Here is a 16,118-nt window from a genome sequence, read left to right on the forward strand (position 1 = left end):
TTGCCCCTCAGCCCCCCTCTGACCCCAGAATGCGACAGCGCCGTCCACACCCCGCACCCGCCCCGTTCCACAGGTCTCCCTAGCGAGAGGCGACCCACCATGCCGCTGCACGTCCCTCCGGCTCCCGCGCCCGCCCTGCGCAGCGTCCTCGCGGCCCTCGGTTCCCCCACCGCCGTCCACGAGGCGCACACCCCGGCCCTGCGCGCCCTGCAGGGCCCGCTGACCGCCGAACTGCCGCTGCCCGTCCACGTCCTGGACCGGCTGCACATCTCCGGCCTGGCCGCCGGCGGCAGGCCGCCGCGGACCCGGCTGACCGGCTGGCGGTTCCTGATCCGCAGCGGGGACCGCTACGTCGCCGCGGCCGACACCCGGCTGACACCGGACGGGTGGGCCTTCTCCCACTTCTTCGAGGGCCCCTACGTCGCCGCCACCGAACGCGCGCTGCGCCAGGCCGAATCGCTGGGCAAGAACTACCAGCCCCGCCTGCTGTCCGTACCGGAGCTGTACATGCTGACGCTGTGGCTGCACGGATCGGTGGGCGCCGACGCCTCCGCCGGCCTGCCGGCCGCCGCCGACCTCCTGGTCCCGCTGGCGCCGGCCCCACCCGGCATCGCCGCCTACCGCCCGCACCCCGTGTCCGAACTGCTGCCCGTACTGACCCACAGGCTCACGCAGACGCCCCCTCCGGTACCGCCTTCCATGGCCGCACCGGCCGCCTGACCCGACCCTGGCCGGTTCTGCCCATTCGGCCTAGCCCACTCGGGCCCCCTGCGAACCATCCGAAATGACAGGGGAGTTGAGCTGAACCGCCCGCACGGGTGATGCGTCATCAATCTATGAGGACAGCTGCCGGGAAATCCCTGCGGACACCGTGCCGTGGGGGAACACTGGGGGCTCTGACCGAGCCAAGTCGTCGTTGATACGGGGGGCGGCCATGAACAACGCATCGAGCCGCAGCACACAGACCACACCGCAGCGAAAGAACGCATCCATGTGCCAGCACAAGCCAGCATGCCCGACCGCCGACTCCGCCGACAGGGAGGCCGCGCACCCCGTGGCCGTTCACCCGGAACAGGGCTGGAGCCTGCTGTGCAACGGCGTCCTGCTGTTCGAGGACACCGGTGAGCTGCTGCCGGACGGCCAGATCATCGCCCCCAACCGCCCGCTCGCGGCGGCGCAGGTGATGAAGGCGGCCTAGCCGACGACGGAAACGAAAGGGGCCGGCCCAGGAGGAAACTCCCGGACCGGCCCCTTCGTCCGTCGTCGGTCAGTTGTCGTACTCGTCCAGCGGCGGGCAGGAGCACACCAGGTTCCGGTCGCCGAAGGCACCGTCGATGCGGCGGACCGGCGGCCAGTACTTCTCCGCGGCCGACACCCCGCCCGGGAAGACGGCCTCGTCGCGGGTGTACGGGTGGTTCCACTCGCCGCCCAGCGCCGCCGCCGTGTGCGGGGAGTTGGCCAGCGGGTTGTCGTCCACCGGCCACTCGCCGCCCGCGACCCGCTCGATCTCGGCGCGGATGGCGATCATCGCGTCGCAGAAGCGGTCGATCTCGGCGAGGTCCTCGGACTCCGTCGGCTCGATCATGAGCGTGCCGGCGACCGGGAAGGACATGGTCGGCGCGTGGAACCCGTAGTCGATCAGGCGCTTGGCGATGTCGTCGATGCTCACGCCGGTCGCCTTCGACAGCGGGCGCATGTCGATGATGCACTCGTGCGCGACCAGGTTGCCCGGGCCGGTGTAGAGCACCGGGTAGTGCGGCTCCAGGCGCTTGGCGATGTAGTTGGCGCCGAGCACCGCCACCTGGGTGGCGCGCTTGAGGCCCTCGCCGCCCATCAGGCGCACGTACGACCAGGAGATCGGCAGGATGCCGGCCGAGCCCCACGGAGCGGCCGAGATCGGGCCGACGCCCGTCTCCGGACCGGCGGTCGGCTGGAGCGGGTGGTTGGGCAGGTACGGGGCCAGGTGCGCCCGGACACCGACCGGGCCGACGCCCGGGCCGCCGCCGCCGTGCGGGATGCAGAAGGTCTTGTGCAGGTTCAGGTGCGAGACGTCGCCGCCGAAGTGACCCGGCTTGGCCAGGCCCACCAGGGCGTTGAGGTTGGCGCCGTCCACGTAGACCTGGCCGCCGGCGTCGTGCACCTGGGCGCAGATGTCGGCGACGTGCTCCTCGAACACACCGTGCGTGGAGGGGTACGTGATCATCAGCACGGCGAGCTCGTCGCGGTACTGCTCGATCTTGGCGCGCAGGTCGTCCGCGTCCACCTCGCCGTCGTCGGCGGTCTTGACGACGACCACCTTCATGCCGGCCATCACGGCGCTCGCGGCGTTGGTGCCGTGCGCGGAGGACGGGATGAGACAGACGGTGCGCTGCTCGTTGCCGTTCGCCCGGTGGTAGGCGCGGACGGCCAGCAGGCCGGCGAGCTCACCCTGGGAGCCGGCGTTCGGCTGAATGGAGACCTTGTCGTAGCCGGTGACCTCGCAGAGACGTTCCTCCAGCTCAGTGATGAGCGTGAGGTACCCCTCGGCCTGCTCGACCGGGGCGAACGGGTGCAACTGGCCGAATTCGGGCCAGGTGACCGACTCCATCTCGGTGGTCGCGTTGAGCTTCATGGTGCAAGAGCCCAGCGGGATCATGCCGCGGTCCAGCGCGTAGTCCTTGTCCGAGAGCTTGCGCAGGTAGCGCAGCATCGCGGTCTCGGAGCGGTGCTGCTGGAAGACCGGGTGGGTCAGGTACGCGTCCGAGCGCAGCAGCCCCTCGGGAAGCGCGTCGGCGGCGCTCCCGTCGAGCGCCTCGATGTCAGCGGTGACACCGAAGGCGGCCCAGACGGCCTCGACGTCGGCGCGCAGGGTCGTCTCGTCACAGGCCATGGACACGAGGTCGGCATCGACCTGGAAGAGGTTGACGCCACCCTCGCGGGCGGCGGCCACCACCTCGGCGGCCCGGCCCGGAACCCGGACGGTGAGGGTGTCGAAGTACGAGCCGTGCACCAGCTCGACCCCGCCGGCCGTCAGACCGGCGGCGAGCAGGGCGGCGTACCGGTGGGTGCGGCGGGCGATCGTCCGCAGCCCGTCCGGACCGTGGTAGACGGCGTACATGCCGGCCATGACGGCGAGGAGCACCTGCGCGGTGCAGATGTTGCTGGTGGCCTTCTCGCGGCGGATGTGCTGCTCACGGGTCTGCAGCGCCAGGCGGTAGGCCTTGTTGCCGTCCGCGTCCACGGAGACGCCGACGAGGCGGCCGGGCAGCGAGCGGGCGTGCTTGGCCTGGACGGCCATGTAGCCGGCGTGCGGTCCGCCGAAGCCCATCGGGACGCCGAAGCGCTGGGTGGTGCCGACGGCGATGTCGGCGCCCAGTTCGCCCGGGGAGGTCAGCAGCGTCAGGGCGAGCAGGTCGGCGGAGACCGCGACGATGGCGCCGAGCCCGTGCGCCTGCTCGATGACCGGCTTGATCTCCCGCACGGCGCCGGAGGCACCGGGGTACTGGAGCAGCACGCCGTAGACGCCGCGCTCGACGATCTCGGCCGGAATCCCCTCGCTCAGGTCGGCGACGACTACCTCGATGCCGATCGGCTCGGCACGGGTCTGGATCACCGCGATGGTCTGCGGCAGCGCGTCGGCGTCGACGAGGAAGACGTTGCCCTTGGCCTTGCCCACGCGGCGGGCCAGGGTCATGGCCTCGGCGGCCGCCGTGCCCTCGTCGAGCAGGGAGGCGCCGGAGGTCGGCAGACCGGTCAGCTCGGCGACGACGGTCTGGAAGTTCAGCAGGGCTTCGAGGCGGCCCTGGGAGATCTCCGGCTGGTACGGCGTGTACGCCGTGTACCAGGCCGGGTTCTCCATGACGTTGCGCAGGATCACCGGCGGCGTGAAGGTGCCGTAGTAACCCAGCCCGATCATCGAGGACAGGACCTGGTTGCGGTCGGCGAGCTCACGCAGCTCGGCGAGCACCTCGGCCTCGGTCCGCGCCTCGGGCAGGTTCAGCGCGGCGGTGGTCTTGATCACATCCGGCACCGCGGCTGCGGTGAGCTCGTCCAGCGAGCCGTAGCCCACGTGGGCGAGCATCTTCGCCTGCGCCTCGGCATCCGGGCCGATGTGGCGCTGCTCGAAGGGGATGCCTCGCTCCAGCTGGGAGAGCGGAATGCGGTTGGCGGTCATGTACGGAGGCCTCCTGGTCGTACGACCTGCGAGGGGCACCACGGCGCGGGCACCCGGACGGCCTCCCCCTCTGTCATCACAACCTGAGAGCTTCACCGGGCCACGCGGGGATCGCCCACGGGGTCCGGCTTTCACCGTCGGTGAGGAGAGGGACCGGCACTGCGCGCCCGGTACCCGCAACCTGCTTTCCAGAGTGGCCTCACCACGTGCGGTACGTATGCCTGAGAGATTCCGGGGAGGATTTGCTCCTTCGGCGCCTCCGTCTCACTCACTCGGAGGACTCTCCCGCACAGGGTCAACAGCCGCCACCCAGCCTACCAGCGAGGATGTGGACGCCTCCCTTCGAGTGGCCCGCTCTCCGGAAATGCACTTTTGTAGTCATTACGGATGAGTTGCGCCCAAATGGAGGGACCGGCCCGTGCAGACCGACATCGATCCCCGCAGCCTGATCGGCCGCAAGGCGTTCGACCGCAATGGCACCAAGATCGGCACCGTCGACGAGGTCTACCTCGACGATGCCACCGGCGTACCCGAATGGGCCGCCGTACGCACCGGCCTCTTCAGCCGGGACGCCTTCGTCCCGCTGGAGCCCAGCGAGATGGTGGGCGACACCCTGCACGTGCCCTTCGAACGCTCCCTCATCAGGGACGCCCCCGACTTCGGCGTCGGCCGCCACCTCTCCCCCGAACAGGAGCTGCAGCTCTACCACCACTACGGCCTGGACCTCGCCCTCCCCTCAGACTTCCACCACGACTTCGGCCACACGCCCCCCGACACCCCCTGACCCCAAATCCAGCCCCTCCGGCGTTCGAGGAGCGGGGGTCCGGGCGCCGGGGTCCGGGAACGGCGCCGCACACACCAAGGGGGTCCGGGCGCCGAGGTCCGGAAGCTTGCCCCAGGCAACGGCGCCGCACGCACGAACGGGTGTGGGCGCAGGGGGCACCCACCAACGGGTCCGGGCGCAGGGGGCACCCACCAACGGGTGGGGGCGCAGGGGGCACCCACCAACGGGTCCGGGCACGGGGGGCACCCACCAACGGGTCCGGGCACGGGGCCCCGGGGACTTGGCCCCCGGCAACAGCGCCGCACGCGCCAAGGGGTCCGGGCGGAGCCCGGGGAACGGCGGAAGGGCGGGTAGGGGACAGCCCCGCAGGGCCCGGCCCCTCCCACCCCGCAGCGGGAGCAGCCAACGGCGGGCACCGGCGGCACCGGCCAGGCACGGCCACGCACACCGGCACAGCCGACCGGCACGACCCCTCAGGCTCGCTCCGCGGCCGTCGAGCCCCCGACCCCCAAAACCTGGTCCCCGACCAGCGGCATCGGGTCGGACGGCTCCAGCTCCGGATCATCCACCAAGAACGTGCGGACCCGCCCCGGCCGGGATCCCGGCTGCTCGAACCGTACGGTCACCCGCCCGACCCCACTGCCCTGCACCCACCCCGGCCCGTACACCGCATGCCGCACATCGCCCCCGGCCGCCCACCGCCGCTCTGCCGGCCCAGGTTCGCCACCCGCCCCCCGCTCAGCGGCCTCACCCTGTCCTGGCCCCGCGTCCCGCACCGATCCGGCGCCCTGTCCCTCCCCAGCGCTCTCGGGCAGCCCTTCCCGAGGCCCCTGACCCTGCCGAACGCCCTGATCCGCCCCGACGCCGGCATCCACACCCGGACCTTCCCCGGCCCCCTGACGCTCCCCCGGCCCAGCACCCTCACCCTCACCCACACCCGACCCGGGCCCAGGCCCCGGCCCGGCGCCCTCCCCCGGGCCCCCGTCTCGAGCAGAGGCCTCCTGCCCCTCGTCAGGGCCGGCACCGGCACCCGCACCCCCACGGGCCGGCGCAGCCCCGTCGCCACGCCCCGGCCCCGACTCCGCAGCCGGCCCCGCCCCCACCCCAGCCCGCGCAGCCATCGCATCGGCGAAGGCGAACAGGTCCTCCTGCGTGTAGTCCGCCAGTCCCGTCACCCCCACCCCCAGCAGCCGCACCCCGCCCGTGGTGTCCACCGCCTCCAGCAGCCGCCCGGCGGCCTCCCGCACCACCACGGGGTCGTCCGTGGGCCCCCGCAGGGTCTCCGAGCGGGTCAGCGTGGAGAAGTCGTACCGCCGGACCTTGAGCACGATGGTCCGCCCCGAGTGTCCCGACCCCCGCAGCCTCTCCACGCACCGGTCCGCGAGCCGCTGCACCTCACCCCGGATCCGCACGCGGTCGTGCAGGTCCACGTCGAAGGTGTCCTCCACCGAGACGGACTTCGCGTCGCGCTCGGCGACCACCGGCCGCTCGTCCACGCCCAGCGCCATCCGGTACAGCCCGACCCCGTGCGAGCGCCCCACCATCCGGACCAGTTCGTCCTCACCGGCCTCGGCGAGCTCCCCCACCGTGGTGATCCCGGCCCGCCGCAGGTGCTCCCCCGTGGCCGGCCCCACCCCGGGCAGGGTCCGTACCGACATCGGTGCGAGGTGTGCCCGCTCCGTACCGACCTCGATCAGCAGCAGCCCGGCCGGCTTCGCCTCCTCGGAGGCGACCTTCGCCAGCATCTTGGACCCCGCGAGCCCCACCGACCCGCTCAGCCCGGTCACGGCGGCGATGTCGGCCCGCAACCGCTCACCGACGGCCCGCGCGGTCTCCGCGTCGAAGGCGACGCCGCCCGCCTCCAGGTCCACGAAGGCCTCGTCCAGGCTCAGCGGCTCCACGAGGGGAGACAGCTCCCGGAGCATCCCCATGACCGTGTCGCTGACCTCGCGGTACAGGCTGAAGCGCGGGATGAGGCACGCGCCGTTCGGGCAGAGCCGCCGCGCCTGGGCCATCGGCATGGCCGAATGCACCCCGAAGCGCCTGGCCTCGTAGGAGGCGGTGGCGACGACCCCGCGCGGCCCGAGTCCGCCGACGATCACGGCCTTGCCGCGCAGGCTCGGCTTCGACGCCTGCTCCACGGAGGCGTAGAAGGCGTCCATGTCCAGGTGCAGGATGGTCGGCGCGGATCTCACAGCTCCGATGCTGCCCTACGCCACTGACAATCGGCCCGAGCCCGGAACGGGCGAGCCCAACGGCCCGCCGGCCCCCGGCGCCCTCCGCCTCAGACGGCCCGGTTCCTCCGGGCGGCCAGCTCATCGGCCGGGTTGTGCCCGACCACCGTCTCGCCCGTGTCCACGCGCTCCCCGTGCAGCTGCGACAGGGCGTTCTCGACGTCGCGCCAGACCACGCCCACGGCGATCCCGAAGATTCCCTGGCCGCCCTGGAGCAGGCTGACGACCTGATCCGGCGAGGTGCACTCGTACACGGTGGCGCCGTCACTCATCAGCGTCATCCGCTCCAGGTCAGAGAAACCCCGGTCGCGCAGGTGCTGCACGGCGGTGCGGATGTTCTGCAGCGCCACCCCGGTGTCCAGGAAGCGCTTCACGATCTTGAGGACCACCACGTCCCGGAAGCTGTAGAGGCGCTGCGTCCCCGACCCGTACGCGGGCCGCACCGTGGGCTCCACCAGCCCGGTGCGCGCCCAGTAGTCGAGCTGCCGGTACGTGATGCCGGCCGCGGCACACGCCGTCGGCCCCCGGTATCCGACCTGCTCCGGCGCCGTCTCGCCGCCCTGGGGCCCCACCGGCCCCACCGAACCGACCGGCGCGGGCTCCGGCTGACGGCGCGCGGAGTTCACCGCACCACCGTGCAGCGGGTACGGCCCACCGTCACTCCGTGCGGGGATGCCCCCGGTCATACCGTCGCCCGTGACTCTCACGCCGACCCTCCGTCCTTGACCTGCCACCTCGAAGGTAGGCAGTCACCAGGGGTGCGTCAACGATCGCCACACTCGGCACGCCGAGTGATAATCACCCTGAGAGTGGTTTCCCGTACCCCATTGCGGGGAAAGGCTACTCGAATGGGCTGAAATATCCGGGAGGACGGCGCGACCCGCGCCTCACTGCGGGCCGGTGCCGAAGTCCTCTGGCGAGATCTGGTCGAGGAACTCGCGGAACTTCTCCACCTCGTCCTCCTGCTCGTCGGGAATCGCGATTCCGGCGTCGTCGAGCACGCCGTCGCTGCCGAAGATCGGCGTCCCGGTCCGCAGGGCGAGCGCTATGGCGTCGGAAGGCCGCGCGCTCACCTCGACCCCGCTGGCGAAGACGAGCTCCGCGTAGAAAACGCCCTCCCGCAGATCCGTGATCCGGACTTCGGTGAGCTCCTCGCCGACCGCCTCCAGCACGTCCTTGAACAGGTCGTGCGTCAGCGGCCGGGCAGGGGCCATGCCCTGCTGCGCGAAGGCAATGGCGGTCGCCTCCCCTGGTCCGATCCAGATGGGGAGGTACCGGTCGCCTCCCACTTCACGCAGGAGCACGATCGGTTGGTTCGAGGGCATTTCCACCCGGACACCCACAACGTCGAGCTCGTTCACACAGCAACCCTAGGACCTGCCCGGCCGGTTTGGGTAGTCGGGCTCCCCCAAGCCTGCCCCGAAGACCCTCCGAAGTCGGTCGAAGTCGGCCCGAAAACCCCTTCGGATCAGTGCAGCCGCACCCCGAGAGCAGTTTGTACGAGCGCCTCGTGCAGCCGTACGGAGAGCCCCGCGAGCTCCTTCATGGTGGCCTCCGCATGGGCCCTGGTCTGCGGATTGCGGTGCCGGCGCAGCGGCGAGACGACCTGCTCCACCAGACCGGCCTCCCGGTCCGCGGCGGCCTTCATCGCGCGCAGGTGGCGAGGCTCCAGACCGAATCGGCCGAGATCGGCCACCAGACGGGCCACGGTGACGGCCTCGGCGTCGAAACCGCCGCCGGGGGCCTCCGCGATGAGCCCGTACGACTCCCACTCCACGAGCTGGACCTCGTCCACCTCGGCGGCGGCCATCAGCTCGGCCCGGCCCACCCGGGCCACGGTCGGCCGCTCCCGGCCCACCTCGCCGTAGAGGGCGACGGGGCTCGCGGGGTCGACGGACTCCCCGTGCGCCGTGGGCGCCGGGATGCGGATCTGCTCACCCCGCGCGAGCGCGTCGAGCTGCTCGCGGATGACCTTCAACGGAAGGTAGTGGTCGCGCTGGAGCCGCAGGACGTGGGCGAGGCGCTCCACGTCGTCGGTGCTGAACTTGCGGTATCCGGAAGGTGTGCGCCGGGGCTCGACGAGCCCTTCGGCCTCCAGGAAACGGATCTTCGAGATCGTGACTTCGGGGAACTCGTCACGCAGCATCGTGAGCACCGTTCCGATGCTCACCAGCCGCACGCCGGAGGAGGCGGCGGTGGCGGTGCCGCTCTTGGCGGCACCGCCTGCCGGGATACGCAGCATGGGACCTTCCCTTGAAGGGTCAGTGCCCCCGCAGGCTCGCGTAGAAGACCAGCCGGTACTTGCCGATCTGCACCTCGTCGCCGTTGTGCAGGGCGACGGAGTCGATCGGTTCACGGTTCACGTACGTGCCGTTGAGGCTGCCGACGTCGGAGACGGTGAAACCGTCGTGGCTCCTGCGGAACTCGACATGGCGCCGGGAGACGGTGACGTCGTCCAGGAAGATGTCGCTCTGCGGGTGCCGGCCGGCCGTCGTCAGCTCACCGTCCAGAAGGAACCGGCTGCCGGAGTTCGGGCCGCGCCGCACGATCAGCAGGGCGGAACCCGGCGGCAGCGCCTCCACCGCGGCCTGGGCCTCGGGGGACAGCGAGGACGACACGTGCGTCTGTCCCGACACCTCGGCCTCGTAGGCCTCCAGGCCCGAGATCGAGATGGTGGACGTGGTCTCCGAGGCACGCTCCGGCGTCAGACCCGCCCGCAGCGGCGCCCCGCAGTTGGAGCAGAACCGGCTCGCCGCATCGCTGCGGTGCCCGCACCTGCTGCAAATCTGCTCGGCCGACATGGACGGCTCCTCGCGCCGCGGCTGCCCCGCGGAGGCATTGGTGGCATACGGGTCGGGGGCAAACCCTCCACCCGTACTTGAGGTTGATGGTTCACCGAAACCTATGCGTCCGGTACCGGCAGGGTCAACAGCCGACGCGCCGTGCGCGCCCGAAATGTCACCCGACCCCGCCACCTCGTCGCGGAAGAGCGGCCGGTCGCCCTGCCCTTCCACGTCTCCATGCCCCGCACGGTGCCTGGCCGCACCGCTTTCCTCGCGGTTCTTCTTGCCGAACAACTTCTCAAACAACTTCACGGGCGATTCCCCTTGACCGAAACAGACCCGCCCGTGGGGCAGGACGAACTCCGAATACAACACCTGCCGACCCGGACATACTTACAACGTCCGTAACCATCAGACAGTTTCCACCACGCACCGCGACTTCGGTGCCTCGACCCCCCGCAGGCATCCGCCCGCGTGAGCCGGTCTCCCGCACCTCCCGCATCACGGCGATGACGACCGAGCGTAGTCAGGCTGCTTCGCAGCCCGCAAGGCATCCACGACGATCTTCGCCGGACGTGTGACGCTGACGACGGCCTGCTCCTTCTCCAGCGACTGGACGACGCCGCCGGGAATGTTGAGCGCCGGTTCCAGGTCCTGCGGCTTGCCGATCACCTTGAACTCGTAGGGCTGTGTGATCTTCTTACCGTCGATCGCGACCCCGTCCTCCTCGTCCGAGAAGTACGAGTCCGCCACGATCCGCACCCCGTTGATCTGGATCGCCTCGGCGCCGGCCGCCCGCAACTCCTGGAGGGTGTCCAGCAGCTTGTCCGACGACACCTGGCCCTTGGGGTCCGTGATCTTCAGCACGATCCCCGGACCCTGCGCGGCCACCGTACCGGCCAGGATCCCGAGTTGGCGCTCCTTCTCCACGGTCTGTTTCCGGGCCTCCTCGGCCTGGTTGGAGCTGCTCTCCAGCTCCCGGCGCTGGTCGTCGAGCCTCTGCTTCTCGTCCTCCAGCCGCTTGGTCCGCCCGTCCAGCTCGTCGAGGATCCTTACGAGGTCCTCCTGACGGGCGCCGCGCAGCGCGCTGGAGTCGCTGTTCGACCGCACCTGGATGGCCAGACCGAGCCCCAGGACGAACAGCAGCACCGCGACGATCAGTTGGGCCCGGCTCACCCGCGGCGGCCACAGCCCGGCCGCCAGCCGCTGCCGGCCGGTCTCCTGGGGTCCTGCCCCAGCAGGTCCGACATGCGAGGGTCCGGCCTGCGCGGGTCCGGCATCGGGCTCGGGGCCCACGGGCCCGGCCGACGGCTCCAGCGGGGGCTGCGCCTTCGGCCGCTGCGCGGCGGCCCCGGGCTCCTCGGGCGGGGTGTCGTTCGTACTCATCGGCCTCACGCCCGGAACACGTGCCGGCGGATGGCCGCCGCGTTGGAGAAGATGCGGATGCCGAGGACGACCACCACACCCGTGGACAGCTGCGAGCCGACCCCCAGCTTGTCGCCGAGGAAGACGATCAGCGCCGCCACGACCACGTTCGACAGGAACGACACCACGAAGACCTTGTCCACGAAGATGCCGTCCAGCATCGCGCGCAGGCCTCCGAACACCGCGTCCAGCGCCGCGACCACGGCGATCGGCAGATATGGCTCCACCACGGCCGGCACTTCGGGCCGGACGAGAAGTCCGACCACCACTCCGACCACGAGGCCCAGTACCGCGATCACGATGCACCCTTCTGCTGCTCTGCTGCTGTAGCCGTACGTACGGTCAGGCTCGACGCGGCCGGAAGGCGCATCTCGGCCTGGGGCGACAAGGAGTAGCGGATGCCGTAGTTCTCCTGCAGCACGTGCAGGTACTGGCCGTCCGCGGAGTCCTGGAACGCGGTCCCGAGGCGCTTCTTGTCGCCGATAGCCAGCACTTCGTACGGCGGCACCAGCGGCCTGTTGTCGACCAGTATCGCGTCACCCGCGGCCCGGATCGCCGAGAGCGACGTCAGCCGCTGCCCGTTGATCGAGATCGCTTCCGCCCCCGACTGCCACAGCCCGTTGACGATCTTCTGCATATCGCGGTCGCGGAGCCGTCCGGTATCGGAGAATCCGGCGCTCTCGCGCGGCGCGGAGCCGTCTCCGGTCGTCGAGCCCTTGGCGTCGTCCACCGTCAGCTTGATCCCGGGCCCGTGCACCTCGGTGGCCCCGGACAGCAGTGCCACGAGCTGGCCCTGTTCGCCGCCGTGCTGCTTGAGCGCCTCGCGCTGGCGGTCGGCGACGGTGGCCCGGAGCCGCTCGATGTCCCGCTCCAGACCGTCCGCGTGCGCGTCGGCCCGCTCGACCCGGTCGATGAGTTCCTGACGCTCCTTGGCCAGCACCGGCGCGGTCGCCCGCGCCTGCGCGGCGCCCAGGGTGACGACACTGGCGGCGAGCACGAGCCCGGCGGCCAGACCCAGCTTGGCCTTGAGGGTCCGCGGCAGGCCGGACGTGCCCTCGGCCTCGCGCCGGGCCGAAGCCTCCGCGTAGCCCTCGTCGAGGGAGTGGTCCATCACGTGCGTCAGCAGCGACATGGAGGCGTCCGGCCGCGCCGGAGGTACCGAACTGCGGTTGTGGGGCGGCTGCGACATGCCGCACATCGTCGCATGTCGGCGCCGCTCCCACCGAATGCGGACGCCCGGTGGAGCGGACGGGACCTACGCCCCGCCGCTCCACCGGACTTCAGGCCCTACGCCGTTCCGTCGCGGCCCACGCCCTCACCCACGGGCGGCTCAGTGCCCGGCGCCGTCCACCACCGTTGCCCAGCCGTCCAGCAGCGCCTGCGCGGAGGCGTCGTCGGGTCCTTCCGCCCACAGGTGGGTGACCGCCTCGGCCGGATCCGGCAGCACCAGCGCCCACCGCCCGTCGGCCTCCACGACTCGCACCCCGTCGGTGGTGTCCACCTGCCGGTCCCCGGCCGCCTCCACGACCCGCCGCATGACGAGTCCCTTCACCGCCCACGGGGTCGGCACGTCCCGCTTGAGCACGTGCGCCCGCGGGATCCGGGCATCGATCTGGCTCAGCGTGAGCTGCGTCCGCGCCACCAGCCCGATCAACTGCACGAAGGCGGCGGAGCCGTCGAAGACACTGCTGAACTCGGGGACGATGAATCCGCCCCGCCCGTCACCGCCGAAGATGGTGTTCTCCGCCCGGCCCACCCGCGTCAGGTCATCGGGCGAGGTCGTCGTCCACTCCACCTGGGTCCCGTGGTACGCCGCCACCTGCTCGGCGATCCGGGTCGTGGTCACCGGCAGCGCCACCTTGCCGCTGCGCTTCTCGGCGGCCACCAGGTCGAGCAGCACGAGCAGGGCCCGGTCGTCCTCGATGATCCGGCCGCGCTCGTCCACGAGGGAGATCCGCTCGCCCACGGGGTCGAAGCGCACTCCGAACGCGGCCCGCGAGGACGCCACGATCTCCCCGAGGCGCACCAGTCCCGCCCGGCGGGATTCGGCGCTCTCGGTGGGCCGGGACTCGTCGAGCCCCGGGTTGACGGTGAGGGCGTCCACCCCGAGCCGTCCCAGCAGGCTGGGCAGCACCAGGCCGGCGCTGCCGTTGGAGGCGTCCACGACCACCTTGAGCCCGGAGTCCGCGACCCCGGTGGTGTCCACGCGCCGCAGCAGCGAACCGGTGTAGGCGTCGAAGACGCTTCCCGGGAACTGCAGGTCACCGATCTCTCCGGGGAAGGCCCGCCGGTACTCCTGGCGCGCGTAGACCCGGTCGAGCTTGCGCTGCTGCTGGAGGGAGAGGTCCGCCCCCCGCTCGTCGAGGAACATGATGTCGACCGAGTCGGGCACTCCGGGCGAGGTCCGCAGCACGATCCCGCCGGCGCTGCCGCGCGCGGTCTGCTGCCGCGCCACGGGCAGCGGCACGTTCTCCAGGTCCCGGACGTTGATGGCGCTGGCCTGGAGCGCCGAGATCACGGCCCGCTTGAGCGCTCGCGCGCCCCGGGAGTGGTCTCGGGCCGTGGTGACCGTCGCCCCCTTCTTCAGGGTCGTCGCATAGGCACCGGCCAGCCGGACCACCAGCTCCGGAGTGATCTCCACGTTGAGGATCCCGGTGACCCCGCGCGCGCCGAACAGATGTGCCTGCCCGCGGGACTCCCAGATGACCGAGGTGTTGACGAAGGCGCCCGCCTCGATCGTCTTGAAGGGGTAGACCCGCACGTTCCCCTGGATGATCGATTCCTCGCCCACGAGGCACTCGTCGCCGATGACGGCCCCGTCCTCGATCCGGGCGGCCCGCATGATGTCGGTGTTCTTGCCGATGACACAGCCGCGGAGATTGCTGTGCGGCCCGATGTACACGTTGTCGTGCACGACGGCCTTGTGCAGGAAGGCACCGCTCTTCACGACGACGTTCGATCCGATGACGGTGTGCTCGCGGATCTCCACCCCGGCCTCGACCTTGGCGTAGTCCCCGATGTACAGCGGCCCGCGCAGCACCGCGTCCGGGCTCACCTCGGCCCCTTCGGCGATCCACACGCCCGGGGAGATCTCGAAGCCGTCCATGTCGACCTGGACCTTGCCCTCGAGTACGTCGGCCTGGGCCTTGACGTAGCTCTCGTGGGTGCCGACGTCCTCCCAGTAGCCCTCGGCCACGTAGCCGTAGATGGGCCGGCCTTCCTTCATCAGCTGCGGGAAGACGTCACCGGACCAGTCGACCGAGACGTCCGCGTCCACGTAGTCGAAGATCTCCGGCTCCATGACGTAGATGCCGGTGTTGATGGTGTCCGAGAACACCTGGCCCCAGGTCGGCTTCTCCAGGAAACGCTCGACCTTGCCTTCCTCGTCCACGATGGTGATGCCGAATTCCAGCGGATTCGGCACGCGGGTGAGGCACACCGTGACGAGGCCGCCCTTCTCCTTGTGGAAACGGATCAGGTCGGTCAGGTCGAAGTCGGTGAGCGCGTCACCGGAAATGACGAGGAAGGTGTCGTCCTTCAGAGCCTCCTCAGCGTTCTTCACGCTGCCGGCGGTCCCGAGTGGCTTCTCCTCGTTGGCATAGGTGAGCTCCATTCCGAGCTCCTCGCCGTCACCGAAGTAGTTCCTGACGAGCGACGCCAGGAACTGCACGGTGACCACGGTTTCGTTGAGCCCATGCCGCTTGAGCAGCCTGAGCACGTGCTCCATGATCGGCCGGTTCGCCACCGGCAGGAGCGGCTTGGGCATGCTTGAGGTCATGGGGCGAAGCCGAGTGCCTTCGCCACCAGCCATCACGACGGCCTTCATGTCGGAAGAGTCCTCCTTGAGAGACGGCGTACAGCCGACCTCACCCGTCCCGAACGGTGACTGGAACACTCCTCCGCGTCAGTCAGGCGCCGAGCGAGCTCAATCGGCCGTGGCGTCCGCCTTCACGAGCCGGCGGACTTGTACCACGTAAAGCACTCCTGCCCACCAATAGAGGGTTGTACCCCATCCGGCGAACGCCCATCCGAAAACTGACCCCATCCAGGCCAACCAACCCGACCAGGTGCTCACCAGGAGGAAGGGGAACGCGTACATCAGGTTGAAGGTCGCGGCCTTCCCGAGGAAGTTGACCTGGGGCGGCGGATAGCCGTGTCGACGCAGGATCCAGACCATGACCAGCAGCATCAGCTCACGCGCGAGGAGCGCCCCGGTGAGCCAGAGCGGCAGGATCTCGCGGTACGTGAGACCGAACAGGGTGGACAGGATGTAGAGCCGGTCCGCGGCGGGATCCAGCAGCCGGCCGAGGCTGCTGATCTGATTCCAGCGTCGGGCCAGCTTCCCGTCGAGGTAGTCGCTGACCCCGCTGAGCATGAGGACCGCAAGAGCCCAGCCATCGTGCTCGGCCAGGATCAGCCACAGGAACAACGGTACGCCTGCTAGGCGCGCCATGCTCAGGATGTTCGGAATGGTGAAAATTCGGTCAGTCTGAACCCGAGTCTCCTGGACCTCCACCCGGGGGCCTCCACTGTGACTGTAGAAATGTCGAACGATGCCCCCTGACCCTACAGGAGCCGGTGCACCGGTCCGTAAACGCAGAAAAGCCCCGTACCAGTTCCCTGGTACGGGGCTCTCTACAATGATTGTTCGGCGGCGTCCTACTCTCCCACAGGGTCCCCCCTGCAGTACCATCGGCGCTGAAAGGCTTAGCTTCCGGGTTCGGAATGTAAACCGGGCG

At 70.5% G+C, this 16,118-nt stretch carries 14 protein-coding genes, 1 rRNA gene and 1 riboswitch; of the genes, 3 read left to right on the top strand and 12 right to left on the bottom strand.

All coding sequences use genetic code 11. The features are described 5' to 3' along the window. Positions 1–99 precede the first annotated feature (99 nt). Positions 100–720: a hypothetical protein gene (locus tag ACIQV3_RS10085; protein WP_403711588.1), complete on the top strand. Its 621-nt coding sequence runs from the start codon at positions 100–102 to the stop codon at positions 718–720. Between the two features lie 271 nt (positions 721–991). Continuing rightward, positions 992–1,198, top strand: coding sequence for a DUF5999 family protein (locus ACIQV3_RS10090; RefSeq protein ID WP_323187805.1), 207 nt, complete (start codon positions 992–994; stop codon positions 1,196–1,198). Between the two features lie 69 nt (positions 1,199–1,267). Here ACIQV3_RS10090 and gcvP read toward each other — a convergent pair whose 3' ends face one another. Next, positions 1,268–4,153, bottom strand: a complete 2,886-nt coding sequence (gene gcvP / locus ACIQV3_RS10095; protein ID WP_403711590.1) for an aminomethyl-transferring glycine dehydrogenase — start codon at positions 4,151–4,153, stop codon at positions 1,268–1,270. A 199-nt stretch (positions 4,154–4,352) separates the two neighbouring features. After that, positions 4,353–4,451: riboswitch (glycine riboswitch) on the bottom strand. Positions 4,452–4,571: 120 nt separating this feature from the next. Here gcvP and ACIQV3_RS10100 point away from each other — a divergent pair. Beyond that, a complete protein-coding gene (locus tag ACIQV3_RS10100; RefSeq protein WP_403711592.1) occupies positions 4,572–4,937 on the top strand; it encodes a PRC-barrel domain-containing protein in 366 nt (121 codons plus the stop codon). A 473-nt stretch (positions 4,938–5,410) separates the two neighbouring features. On the opposite strand, the gene ACIQV3_RS10105 is transcribed toward ACIQV3_RS10100, so the two are convergent. The 11 genes from ACIQV3_RS10105 to rrf all read right to left on the bottom strand — a co-directional run. Beyond that, positions 5,411–7,132, bottom strand: coding sequence for a DNA polymerase IV (locus ACIQV3_RS10105; RefSeq protein ID WP_403711594.1), 1,722 nt, complete (start codon positions 7,130–7,132; stop codon positions 5,411–5,413). 89 nt (positions 7,133–7,221) lie between these two features. Then, positions 7,222–7,878: a MerR family transcriptional regulator gene (locus ACIQV3_RS10110; protein WP_389437196.1), complete on the bottom strand. Its 657-nt coding sequence runs from the start codon at positions 7,876–7,878 to the stop codon at positions 7,222–7,224. A gap of 180 nt (positions 7,879–8,058) precedes the next feature. Then, positions 8,059–8,532: a bifunctional nuclease family protein gene (locus tag ACIQV3_RS10115; RefSeq protein ID WP_403711596.1), complete on the bottom strand. Its 474-nt coding sequence runs from the start codon at positions 8,530–8,532 to the stop codon at positions 8,059–8,061. Positions 8,533–8,639: 107 nt separating this feature from the next. Continuing rightward, positions 8,640–9,413, bottom strand: coding sequence for a MerR family transcriptional regulator (locus ACIQV3_RS10120; RefSeq protein WP_403711598.1), 774 nt, complete (start codon positions 9,411–9,413; stop codon positions 8,640–8,642). A gap of 19 nt (positions 9,414–9,432) precedes the next feature. Then, on the bottom strand, positions 9,433–9,972 hold the full coding sequence (locus tag ACIQV3_RS10125; RefSeq protein WP_274547808.1) for an FHA domain-containing protein: 540 nt from the start codon (positions 9,970–9,972) through the stop codon (positions 9,433–9,435). A gap of 483 nt (positions 9,973–10,455) precedes the next feature. Then, entirely contained in the window at positions 10,456–11,340 is an 885-nt protein-coding gene (locus ACIQV3_RS10130) for a DUF881 domain-containing protein (protein ID WP_403711600.1), read from the bottom strand. Positions 11,341–11,345: 5 nt separating this feature from the next. Then, a complete protein-coding gene (locus ACIQV3_RS10135) occupies positions 11,346–11,678 on the bottom strand; it encodes a small basic family protein (RefSeq protein ID WP_112452698.1) in 333 nt (110 codons plus the stop codon). Beyond that, positions 11,675–12,577, bottom strand: a complete 903-nt coding sequence (locus tag ACIQV3_RS10140) for a DUF881 domain-containing protein (RefSeq protein ID WP_403711602.1) — start codon at positions 12,575–12,577, stop codon at positions 11,675–11,677. The genes ACIQV3_RS10135 and ACIQV3_RS10140 overlap by 4 nt, the downstream gene beginning before the upstream one ends. Before the next feature lie 132 nt (positions 12,578–12,709). Next, a complete protein-coding gene (locus tag ACIQV3_RS10145) occupies positions 12,710–15,205 on the bottom strand; it encodes a sugar phosphate nucleotidyltransferase (protein WP_403711604.1) in 2,496 nt (831 codons plus the stop codon). A gap of 99 nt (positions 15,206–15,304) precedes the next feature. Then, positions 15,305–15,895 carry a CDP-alcohol phosphatidyltransferase family protein gene (locus ACIQV3_RS10150; protein WP_403711606.1) on the bottom strand — a complete coding sequence of 197 codons (591 nt, stop codon included), beginning with the start codon at positions 15,893–15,895 and terminating at the stop codon, positions 15,305–15,307. 130 nt (positions 15,896–16,025) lie between these two features. Further along, positions 16,026–16,118 (bottom strand): 5S ribosomal RNA (gene rrf, locus ACIQV3_RS10155); the annotation flags it as partial.

This window comes from Streptomyces sp. NPDC099050, from assembly GCF_044759865.1.
In the GTDB taxonomy this organism is placed as follows: domain Bacteria; phylum Actinomycetota; class Actinomycetes; order Streptomycetales; family Streptomycetaceae; genus Streptomyces.

Bases quoted from the DNA above. Each gene is read 5' to 3' on its own strand.
- ACIQV3_RS10130 (WP_403711600.1), bottom strand. From the start codon at position 11,340: ATGAGTACGAACGACACCCCGCCCGAGGAGCCCGGGGCCGCCGCGCAG.
- ACIQV3_RS10120 (WP_403711598.1), bottom strand. From the start codon at position 9,413: ATGCTGCGTATCCCGGCAGGCGGTGCCGCCAAGAGCGGCACCGCCACC.
- ACIQV3_RS10140 (WP_403711602.1), bottom strand. From the start codon at position 12,577: ATGTGCGGCATGTCGCAGCCGCCCCACAACCGCAGTTCGGTACCTCCG.
- ACIQV3_RS10090 (WP_323187805.1), top strand. From the start codon at position 992: ATGTGCCAGCACAAGCCAGCATGCCCGACCGCCGACTCCGCCGACAGG.
- ACIQV3_RS10125 (WP_274547808.1), bottom strand. From the start codon at position 9,972: ATGTCGGCCGAGCAGATTTGCAGCAGGTGCGGGCACCGCAGCGATGCG.
- gcvP (WP_403711590.1), bottom strand. From the start codon at position 4,153: ATGACCGCCAACCGCATTCCGCTCTCCCAGCTGGAGCGAGGCATCCCC.
- ACIQV3_RS10085 (WP_403711588.1), top strand. From the start codon at position 100: ATGCCGCTGCACGTCCCTCCGGCTCCCGCGCCCGCCCTGCGCAGCGTC.
- ACIQV3_RS10145 (WP_403711604.1), bottom strand. From the start codon at position 15,205: ATGAAGGCCGTCGTGATGGCTGGTGGCGAAGGCACTCGGCTTCGCCCC.